The organism is Amycolatopsis sp. cmx-11-32 (assembly GCF_047608695.1).
Classification (GTDB): domain Bacteria; phylum Actinomycetota; class Actinomycetes; order Mycobacteriales; family Pseudonocardiaceae; genus Amycolatopsis.
The window spans coordinates 1-1,014 of sequence record NZ_JADNQN010000048.1 but is presented as its reverse complement, the minus strand read 5'-3'; the positions used below and the strand labels follow the sequence as shown (position 1 = coordinate 1,014).

At 64.1% G+C, this 1,014-nt stretch carries 1 protein-coding gene; it reads left to right on the top strand.

Annotated elements, in window-relative coordinates:
* Nucleotides 1–52 precede the first annotated feature (52 nt).
* Nucleotides 53–1,014: cation:dicarboxylate symporter family transporter (locus tag ACM6LR_RS39320; protein WP_414945656.1), on the top strand; the 962-nt coding region annotated here is incomplete at its 3' end.

The window sequence follows — 1,014 nt, the reverse complement described above, 5'->3', positions numbered from 1 at the left end:
GGAGGCAAAGGTGCCTACACCGCCCGATGCGGCGCCGCGTCGCCGAGACAAGATGCATTACCTGTACCTGGCTGTGATCGCGGCGGTGGTCCTCGGCGTCATCGTCGGGTTCGCCGCGCCGGGTCTCGCCAAGGAACTCAAACCCCTCGGCACCGGATTCGTCAACCTGATCAAGATGATGATCTCCCCCATCATCTTCTGCACCATCGTGCTCGGCATCGGATCGGTGGCCAAGGCCGCGAAAGTCGGCAAGGTCGGACTACTCTCGCTCGGCTACTTCCTGACGATGTCGACCTTCGCACTCGCGATCGGTCTCGTCGTCGGCAACCTCCTGCACCCAGGCGAAGGCCTGCACCTCGACCCCGCCGCCGCCGCGAAAGCCCACACCCAAGCCGAAGGCGGCGAAGGCTCCGTCGACTTCCTGCTCGGCATCATCCCCACCAGCTTCGGCTCCGCCCTCACCGAAGGCCAAGTCCTGCAGACACTGCTGATCGCCCTGCTCACCGGATTCGCCGTCCAAAAACTCGGCACCACAGGCGAACCCATCCGCCGCGGCATCGAACACATCCAGCGACTCGTGTTCCGCATCCTCGCCATGATCATGTGGGCCGCCCCCATCGGCGCGTTCGGCGCGATCGCCGCCGTCGTCGGCGAAACCGGCTGGGGAGCACTGCGCAGCCTCGCCGTCATCATGATCGGCTTCTACCTCACCTGCCTGGTGTTCGTATTCGGCGTACTCGGAACCGTGCTGTGGCTCGGCGCACGAATCAACATCTTCACCCTGCTGCGCTACCTCGGCCGCGAATTCCTGCTCATCCTCTCCACCTCATCGTCCGAATCGGCCCTGCCACGCCTGATCGCGAAAATGGAACACCTCGGGGTCTCCAAACCCGTCGTCGGCATCACCGTCCCCACCGGCTACTCGTTCAACCTCGACGGCACCGCCATCTACCTCACCATGGCGACACTGTTCATCGCCACCGCACAAGACCAGCCACTCGCACTCAGCGAACA